Here is an 8,555-nt window from a genome sequence, read left to right on the forward strand (position 1 = left end):
GAAGACATACATGAAATATTCTATTTTTGGAATAAAAGCTAGTCAGAAGGTTATTTCATTCGCTTTATGTGTGGGTCTCACAGCATCTATAGCCAATCCGGCATATGCCGATCACACGCCCGCGCCGGGTGCATCGTCAAGCACGGCAGCCACGAGCGATAACCTCAGTAAAGAGCAGAAGGCTCTGCAGCAGACGCTCTCGCCCGAGCAGCCGGTGGGCACGGGACGCACCGAAATTTCGAGCGGGCATGTTGATATGGGTCCGCGTTTTACCGACGGTAAGTTTCAGCTCATGATTCATGACGATCATTCCGCTACACCCATCTGGCGCAGCGTGGACGATGTTCTGTACCACGGCTCCGATGCGGCCCTGCGCCAGGTTCCTAACGATGACCGTTATTCGTTTGTGGGTGCACAGCCCGGCGAGCAGGTGTATGTGATTCCGCAGACCGAGACGAAGGGGGTCGTCTGGCCTGGCTGGACCACCCAGGACCCGGGGCTTGTGCAGAAAACCCCGCGCGGGGTCACCCTCACCCTAGAGCAGGTTCAGGGACCGGGGCAGTTCACGCTGTACTTGGAGAATGGGAACTTCTCGAAGCCGCAGGTTTTGTGGGATTCGTCCAAGCACGAGCCGCAGGATATATGGGTTGAGAAGAACACGCATACCCACGCCAATTGGGTGTTTACCAAGCCCGGCGCCTATCTGCTGAAGGTGACGGCCCGTGCGGAACTTGCGGATGGTTCGGTTGTTTCCGATACCCGCTATATGAAGTTCGCCATCGGGGATTCGGTGACTGCGGATGAGGTGTACACTCTGGCGCAGCAGGCTTCGGATCAGGCACCGGCGGGCAACTCGGAGGGCGCGCACTCTGCGGCGGCTTCCGATAGTCCGGGAGCCTCATCCGGCGGGTTCCCTGTCCTTCCGGTGGCGCTCGGTGCGGGGGCTGTGGCGGTGCTTGCCGCAGCGGGGCTCTTCATGATGCGCCGCAATAAGGCCGCGCAGGCGCAGGCCGAGCGCATCATGGCGAGTGGAAAGGGCGCGCGGGATGAGTAAAGGTACCACCGTGCTAGGGTCCAAAAACGACCCTGCGCCGGGGAGTGAAAATCCAACGTTGAGCATCCAGAACCTCTATGCGGGGTACGGGCGGCGGGCAGTGCTGCGGGACTTTTCACTCACCCTGAACCCCGGCGAATTTGTGGGTCTTCTCGGGGCAAACGGTGCCGGAAAAACCACGCTGTTACGTGCCATTATGGGGCTGTTGCATCCTGCCTCGGGGAACATTCGGGTGCTGGGCAGTACTGCACGCACCGCGCGGGCGCGCATCGGCTATGTGCCGCAGAAGCACCAGTTTCAGTGGGATTTCCCGATCACCGTCGAGGATGCGGTCATGACCGGGCGAACCCGCGAGATAGGCTGGTTTCGTCGCCCTAAAACCGCGGATTGGGTTAAGGTTTTTCACGCCCTAGAACGCACGGATTTAATGCCGCTGAAGAACCGTCCCATCGGCGAGCTTTCCGGCGGGCAGCGGCAGCGGGTGCTTCTGGCGCGTGCTCTCGCGGTTGAACCGGCGCTTTTGCTTCTTGATGAGCCCTTCACGGGGGTGGATGCGCCCACCCAGTCCGCGCTCACCGAGCTGTACCGGCAGCTGGCGGGTGAGGGTGTGACGATTCTGATGTCTACCCACGATATTGTGGCGGCGCAGGAGTCTTGTTCGCGGCTGTGCGGGGTGCGCGGTTCCTTGGGCTTGGACGGCAAAGCCGAGGATTTTTCGCCGCAGCAGCTTTACGCCTGGGTGCACGGGCGCGAACTTGCGGGCGAGGGTGAAAGCACAGGTAAAGGCGGAAGCGCGGGCACAAACCCATCGCCCGAGATACTTGTACCGGGCGCAGACGGCGACTCGACCGGCGGCACCCGGCAGGGGCATCCTGCCGGTCATCGTATAACCTCGCAGGAGGCAGCGGCATGATTACTCCCCTCGATTTTCTGTTTGACCTTTTTAACCCTTCCCTGGCGTTTCTGCCGCGTGCCCTCGCCGCAGTGACGCTGGCTTCTTTGGTGACGGGCGTGGTGGGGTGCCATGTGATGATGCGCGGCATGGTTTTTATTGGCGATGCGGTTGCCCACTCGGTGTTTCCCGGCTTGGCGGTTGCGTTCGTTATCGGCGGCAACCTGGTGTTCGGGGGCCTGATCGCAGGCGTTATCACGGCAGTTTTGGTTGCCATTTTTAGCCAGAACCAGAAGCTGCGAGAAGATTCGGTAATCGGTATTTTCTTTGCCGGTTCGTTCGCGTTGGGTATTGTGATTATTTCTCTGGCGCCGGGGTATTCGGGGTCGATTCAGGATTTCCTGTTCGGTTCGATTGTGGGGGTTTCACGCGGCGATATTGCCCAGGCTGCGGCTATGTCCGCCGGGATTCTGCTGCTTCTGTGGCTGTTTCATCGGCAGCTGGTGACGGTGAGCCTGGACCGTGAAAGTGCACGCGCGTTAGGGTTGCCGGTGCTGTGGCTGGATATTCTGCTGTATGTGCTCGTAACGGTTTCCGTGGTGATTTCTTTGCAGACGCTCGGGAATGTGCTGGTGCTTGCGCTCATTGTGGTTCCGGCCAGCGCATCGCGGCTCGCATGCCGCCGTTTAGGCACTATGATGCTGTTCTCACCGGTTTTCGGCGTGCTGTGTTCGACGGCGGGGCTGTACTTCTCGTGGGCGTTTAACCTGCCGACTGGCGGCACGATTGTGCTGACGATGGTCGCCGCTTTCGTGCTGGTGTGGGTGTTCACCTGGATGCGCCAGCGAGTCAGGCGCATTCCTGAGACCGCCCGTTCCCTGCCGGTTTAGGCTTTGCCGTGCCCATCACAAGGCTCTCACCGTCGCCTGTCAGGTCAGTAAGAAATAGTCTGCGATAACATCCCACCGGCGGCGCAGCACGTGCTGATCCGCGAAGAGCGTGGCGCCGCGGTCGGTAAGATGTGCGTGCACGTTCCGGTAGAGTTCATCGCGCAGGTCGTTCATCGTGTTCACGGACAAATACCCGAGCACATCCGGCAGCACGGTATCGAGGCGCTGCTGCTGCAGCTCCTGCTCGGTAAGTGCCACATAATCCGCCAGATCAAAGGTTTCCATGAACCGATGAGCGGCGGTGTTGAAACGAGTGAATGCTTCTATATTGAGCGTCCCATCGGGCCTCAGGTAAGTCATTCTCGCTTCGTGATCTACAAATTCGTGGTAGCGGGGGTGGCCAACGCTTATAAAGTACATATCGCCGTCATGCGGGGAGGGCACAGATTTAAGAGGCTGATCGAGGTGTGCCGATATTTTTCGCAGGGTTTTACGCCATTTTTTAGACATCACATAAAACGCCGGGATGCCGCTGTAGTTCCCCGGCGTATGGTTGAATGTTGCGTAGAGAAAAGCAGCCCGAAATATGAGGTCTTCACCGTATTCTTGGGTGAATACGGGCTGATTTTTGCGTGGTTTCGACCAGCCCAGTGAGCCCAGGTGCTCGCGGAATGCTTCACCGCTGGAAATATCCCGGTATGTATAGTTTTCCGCCATGCTATCCCCCATATACAGCCTATTTTTAGCAACCACCCTACCATTTGCGAGCGCGTGGCCCTGCGTTTATCGTCGTGTTTTTCTGCCGCCTATGAGGGATTTTACCAGCATCGCGCGGTGATGCCGTGGTTGCCCTCGACCTGCTGGAGGGCGTAGGTATTGGTCTGGCGATCAGTATCTTCTTCGTGCTGCAGGGCAATATGAAGCGCGCCTACTACCTCAGCCGTGAGGAGCTTGCGGAGGCCGACGAAATCACGCTGGATTTGGCGGAAGAGGTGTCGTTCTTGAACAAGGCGGCTATTAAGAAGACGCTGAAGAATATTCGCCCCGGCTCGAAGGTCACGATCAACGCCGAGAACTCTTCGTATATCGCCAGCGATGTACTGGAGCTGATTGAGGACTTCTCCAATGTTTATGCGAAGGAGAACGATATTGAGGTGGTGCTCAAGGGCTTCAAGTCGGATTATCACGATGCGGAGCGTGATCGCCACAGCCACGTGAAGGTGGGTCATAGCGCAAGTATCTAAGCTATGAGGCGGTACCCGTGCGGTATCGCTCCCCCTCGTGCATGTACGCGAGCAGGTGGTTTTTGACCGAGCAGGTAGGAAAATCTTACCTGCTCGTACCAAAAACCACCTGCTCGCGGTATAGAGCGCATCGCGCATAAGCCTGCCATTCTTACAGTCACCATAACCTTAAATGTAATCTGCGTAACACCTAGGAAGTTAGGGATTTTTCCGGTTTAATGAAGGTACAACCTATAAAGAACTCTTGATAGGTTGAGACTATAAGCGATGATGCTGTAGCTACAGCCCCTCATAAAATCTCAGTTAGGAGTCACCATGAAGGCAGTTGTTTACCACGGTCCAGGCAAGCGAGCTTGGGAAGAAGTTCCAGACGCCACCATCCTTGAACCCACCGACGTCATTGCTCGCGTTGATACCACCACCATCTGCGGCACCGACCTGCACATCCTCAAGGGTGACGTTCCCGAGGTTGAAGAAGGGCGCATCCTGGGCCACGAAGCTATCGGCACGATTACCGAAGTCGGCTCTGCGGTCACTGATTTGAAGGTTGGCGACCGCATCATTATTCCGGCGGTCACGAACTGCGGCAAGTGCTCATACTGTAAGGACAATAAGCCTTCGCACTGCCAGACCGTGGGCGGTGTCGGCTGGATTTTCGGGTACATGATTGACGGCACCCAGGCTGAGTATGTGCGCATTCCTTACGCTGAGACGTCGGTTCACATGGTTCCCGAGGGGCTGACCGACGAAGATGTTCTCTTCCTCACGGATGCGCTTCCGACCGGTTTCGAGATGGGTATTCTCAACGGCAACACCAAGCCGGGCGATACGGTGGCTGTTATCGGCGCAGGTCCGGTGGGTCTGGGCGCGATCATGACGGCAAACCTGTGTGGTGCTGGGCGCGTGATTACCGTCGATATGGACGATAACCGCATGAACAAGGCTCTGGAATTGGGCGCAACCGATAAGGTAAACGCCGCCGATCCGGATTTTATCGAGAAGGTTAAGGCCCTCTCCCCCGATGGTTTGGGCGTGGATGTGGCGATTGAGGCCGTGGGCGTGCCGCAGACCTTCGAGACCTGCACCAAGATCGTGCGCCCCTACGGCAATATTGCGAACGCGGGTGTGCACGGCAAGCCGGTGGAGCTGCCGATTAACACCATGTGGATCTCGAATGTAAACATCAACATGGGTCTGGTGAACTGCAACACCGTGGGCAACCTGCTGAATATGGTGCGTTCGGGCCGCCTGAACGCAAAGGCAATGGCAACCCACTACTTCACCTTTGACCAGTTCGAGGAAGCATACGACCTGTTCGCAAATGCCGCTGAGCATAATGCGGTGAAAGTTGTTATCTCTCGCGAACCGATTAAGAAGTAGGGTGTAAGCACCCTAAGCTAACCCCTCCGGGTTCTTTACCGTCCTTCCCGGAGGGGTTCCTTTCGCTCTCTTTCCCGGAGCCAGCCATGTTTACCGGGGGTTGCGCACTGTAAAAAGGCTCTTTATTCCAATAAAGCGGGTTTTCCCCATCTTTATTGGAATAAAGAGCCTTTTTATGCAGGAATCTGCTCAAGACGAGCGTTGCTTTACCGACCCTTCGCCAGGTTTTCGAGCTTGGTCACCAGCGCATCAGTGTCTCGGGATGCGCTGGTGAGCACACGATAGATCACGCGCCTCTGTGCAGCCTGGCGTACCGCATCCCGACCTTGCGGCACTCCCCCGCCAGCGCGGGTACGCTCATCGGCTAACTCTTCGGCACGCATAGCGGCGTAGTTGATCTTGGCGGCGAGCTGCATCCTGTCCCGTTCCAGCTGAACACCAGCCCACGAGACGGGCCTGCTGGGGAACGGGCTGTTTGATTCGTCCGCCGCACCCCGGATGCGCTGCGCCTCCTGGGTCAGCTGTGTTGCGTCTACCGCGTCGCCAGCCTGTTTGTACATATCAAGCAGAATATGGAAGTTCTTCGCCTTCTCGCTGAGATACTGCGCGTTGGTGGCCGCACCTTGAGCTTCGGGGTTCTGGCTCTGATTCGACGGGGTTGACGAAGCCTGCGCAGCGTTCGCAGCCGGAGCGGTCAGAGTCGAACCAACCGCGAGCGCGCCCGCAGCGGGAATGCCAACAGCGGCGGCGCGCAGGAATCGGCGGCGTGAGGTACCCAGTTCAGTCATATGTCCTCCTTATTTATGCGGTGTTAAAACACCATGAGGTGCAGAGTCAGCGCCATTAGGATAAGCGCCAACGCCGCACCTCATGATGCGAAACCGGTAAACCGGTTGGTAGTTTTTAACCGTAACTCACCTGAATACGTTTTTTAGTCAGGGTACGGTTATGCACTACCGTGTTGTCGAGCAGGTTACAGACTGTGTGCTGTGTAGGTTCTCACGCCTTAAGAGTAGTTACCTTCAATAAGCTTGCGCTGAAACACGACAATGGTCGGTGAGGGACCGTCAAGAACCCCGTCTGCGGTTTGGCCCAACCAGCTCTGCAGAGCACTGATTGTAGAGGGTCCGATCAAACCATCAGCACCCACCCCGAGCCAGCGCTGCAAATCTTTGATGGTGTCTGAGCCGGAGGCGGCATCGTCAGAAACCCACTGCCAACCGCTCGTCAGACCGGGATTAGCACTTGACTGGGATGCGAGCTGACTGTCGATCTGCCCATCAAGGGGAAGACCGCCCTCCACCGCAGAGTTTACGGCGGCTATGCTGTTGAGACGCTTCTGCAGCTCAACCGTTGTTTCGGAGCCCCAGTACCCATCATCTGTAAGAGCATTTGCTGCCGGGGCAGTCACGAGGGTCGAGCCAAAAGCAAGTAGACTAGCGGCAGGAACACCGATAGCGGTGGTACGCAACAGCTTACGGCGGGAAAGTCCGGTATTTTCGAGAGTCATAATACTCCTTCCTCAACTAAGGCTTATAAAAAGTTTGAAGCGATCTTGGCACCAGTCAAAAGTCCACGAGCCCCAATCTCGCTTCCTCACACAATTGGCTGCGAATTATTGAAAGCGACTGGCATTTTTACTATCAGCATCTTCAGAAGCCTGAGCTTCTTGGGCTCGTTGCTGAGCCAACGTTTCGGCTTTTTGAGCAGCATCATGCAGCTGGGCGCTGATATCTTTGACGGCAGCCTCAAGGGCAGGATCATCAAATGCTGCGGCATCAAGATCGAAGCTGTCTGCTAGTTCTTTAGCCCTCTGAGCTTTTTCCTGAAGCTTCTCAGACTCTACTTTCATCTTGACACCCAAGTCAGTCTCTGCATTCGCAGCTGGGGCCATCACCAAGTTCGCTCCCAAAGCAACCACACCGGCAGCGGGTACGCCAATGGCGGTAGTACGCAGCAGCTTACGGCGAGAAAGATCGGTATTTTCGAGAGTCATAATATTCCTTCTTCACATCACCACATACGAGGTGAGAACATGTCACGCCATTTTCGCGATAATTTATCTTTTAGGCCTCAATTGCCTGAGAATTTAGATAGTTTTGCAGAGCCTCGATCGTCGGCGAAGGTCCGTCAAGCACGCCGTCAGCGGTTTGCCCAAGCCAGGTCTGCAAAGCACTAATCGTTTGAGGACCAATAATCCCATCGCCTTTCTCGAAGCCCAGCTTTTCACGCTGCAACCTAGCGATAGTACCTGAACCCTTCACCTGTTCATCGGAAACCCACTGCCAGCCTGAAGCCAGACCGGGGTTCTCCTCAGCACGTGATATTGGCTGAGAAGAAATAGTCCCCGAAGGATCCCCAAAAGGAAGAAGATCGCTCTGACCAAGAACCCCTTGCATAAGGACACTTTGGAGAAGTTCCGTCGTCTCCGTACCCCAGTAACCATCAACCTCAAGCGCATTCGCGCTCGTCGCGGTCACCAAGGTCGAGCCAAAGGCGAGCATACCCGCAGCGGGCACACCAATAGCGGTAGTACGCAGCAGCTTACGACGAGAAAGATCGGAGTGTTCGTCCATCATTTTTATCCTCCTCACATATATAGAAATTGCGGAGAAAAATCGGGTAACCGATGTATTTTCAGTATGTTGAATTAGTCATAGGTAACCACGATAAGCTCGGACTGAAGCTTCTTAATGGTGGGAGACTCTTCGCTCAATACCCCATCCTGAGGGAGGTGATAACGCGCCTGAAGTGCCGAGATAGTCTGCGGACCCATGAGCCCATCCTGGGTTACCTTGAGCATGCGCTGAAGATGCTTGATAGTCTCTGAGCCGGAGGCGGCATCATCAGAGACCCAATCCCAGCCACTCGTCAGCCCAGGGTTAGCACTCGCCTGAGATGCAGGCTGACTTGAGACGATACCGTCTACCACCGCAAGCTCAGCGAGCCTCTGATACATACGTGTAGTTTCACTTCCCCAGTAACCATCAACTGCCATAGCAGCGTTCGCAGCTGGCGCGGTCACAAGGGTCGAGCCAAAAGCGAGTAGACTAGCGGCAGGAACGCCGATAGCGGTGGTACGCAACAGCTTACGG

At 56.3% G+C, this 8,555-nt stretch carries 11 protein-coding genes; 5 read left to right on the forward strand and 6 right to left on the reverse strand.

Annotated elements, in window-relative coordinates:
• Nucleotides 1–10 precede the first annotated feature (10 nt).
• The 3 genes from HMPREF2609_RS06260 to HMPREF2609_RS06270 are packed head-to-tail and all read left to right on the forward strand — an operon-like array spanning nucleotide 11 to nucleotide 2,836.
• The gene (locus HMPREF2609_RS06260) at nucleotides 11–1,054 is read left to right on the forward strand and encodes a choice-of-anchor M domain-containing protein (RefSeq protein ID WP_083296710.1); all 1,044 of its coding nucleotides are present in this window, start codon (nucleotides 11–13) and stop codon (nucleotides 1,052–1,054) included.
• The gene (locus tag HMPREF2609_RS06265) at nucleotides 1,047–1,967 is read left to right on the forward strand and encodes an anchored repeat-type ABC transporter ATP-binding subunit (RefSeq protein ID WP_070535827.1); all 921 of its coding nucleotides are present in this window, start codon (nucleotides 1,047–1,049) and stop codon (nucleotides 1,965–1,967) included. The genes HMPREF2609_RS06260 and HMPREF2609_RS06265 overlap by 8 nt, the downstream gene beginning before the upstream one ends.
• On the forward strand, nucleotides 1,964–2,836 hold the full coding sequence (locus tag HMPREF2609_RS06270) for an anchored repeat-type ABC transporter permease subunit (RefSeq protein WP_070449242.1): 873 nt from the start codon (nucleotides 1,964–1,966) through the stop codon (nucleotides 2,834–2,836). The genes HMPREF2609_RS06265 and HMPREF2609_RS06270 overlap by 4 nt, the downstream gene beginning before the upstream one ends.
• A gap of 39 nt (nucleotides 2,837–2,875) precedes the next feature.
• Here HMPREF2609_RS06270 and HMPREF2609_RS06275 read toward each other — a convergent pair whose 3' ends face one another.
• Entirely contained in the window at nucleotides 2,876–3,553 is a 678-nt protein-coding gene (locus HMPREF2609_RS06275) for a hypothetical protein (RefSeq protein ID WP_070449240.1), read from the reverse strand.
• 125 nt (nucleotides 3,554–3,678) lie between these two features.
• Here HMPREF2609_RS06275 and HMPREF2609_RS06280 point away from each other — a divergent pair, with 125 nt between their 5' ends.
• Complete coding sequence (locus tag HMPREF2609_RS06280) at nucleotides 3,679–4,080, forward strand: SulP family inorganic anion transporter (RefSeq protein WP_004006358.1); 402 nt, start codon at nucleotides 3,679–3,681, stop codon at nucleotides 4,078–4,080.
• Between the two features lie 315 nt (nucleotides 4,081–4,395).
• On the forward strand, nucleotides 4,396–5,460 hold the full coding sequence (locus HMPREF2609_RS06285) for a zinc-dependent alcohol dehydrogenase family protein (RefSeq protein WP_070535830.1): 1,065 nt from the start codon (nucleotides 4,396–4,398) through the stop codon (nucleotides 5,458–5,460).
• Between the two features lie 206 nt (nucleotides 5,461–5,666).
• Here HMPREF2609_RS06285 and HMPREF2609_RS06290 read toward each other — a convergent pair whose 3' ends face one another.
• The 5 genes from HMPREF2609_RS06290 to HMPREF2609_RS06310 form a co-directional block, all read right to left on the reverse strand.
• On the reverse strand, nucleotides 5,667–6,248 hold the full coding sequence (locus tag HMPREF2609_RS06290; protein ID WP_070535833.1) for a hypothetical protein: 582 nt from the start codon (nucleotides 6,246–6,248) through the stop codon (nucleotides 5,667–5,669).
• Nucleotides 6,249–6,466: 218 nt separating this feature from the next.
• A complete protein-coding gene (locus HMPREF2609_RS06295) occupies nucleotides 6,467–6,970 on the reverse strand; it encodes a peptidoglycan binding domain-containing protein (protein ID WP_070535836.1) in 504 nt (167 codons plus the stop codon).
• A 105-nt stretch (nucleotides 6,971–7,075) separates the two neighbouring features.
• Nucleotides 7,076–7,456: a Tat (twin-arginine translocation) pathway signal sequence gene (locus tag HMPREF2609_RS06300; RefSeq protein WP_070535839.1), complete on the reverse strand. Its 381-nt coding sequence runs from the start codon at nucleotides 7,454–7,456 to the stop codon at nucleotides 7,076–7,078.
• A gap of 70 nt (nucleotides 7,457–7,526) precedes the next feature.
• Nucleotides 7,527–8,039 carry a muramidase gene (locus HMPREF2609_RS06305; protein ID WP_070535842.1) on the reverse strand — a complete coding sequence of 171 codons (513 nt, stop codon included), beginning with the start codon at nucleotides 8,037–8,039 and terminating at the stop codon, nucleotides 7,527–7,529.
• Nucleotides 8,040–8,110: 71 nt separating this feature from the next.
• On the reverse strand, nucleotides 8,111–8,555 hold a 445-nt coding region (locus tag HMPREF2609_RS06310), incomplete at its 5' end, for a lysozyme family protein (RefSeq protein ID WP_070535845.1).

It is taken from the genome of Rothia sp. HMSC058E10 (assembly GCF_001809415.1).
Classification (GTDB): Bacteria; Actinomycetota; Actinomycetes; order Actinomycetales; family Micrococcaceae; genus Rothia; species Rothia dentocariosa.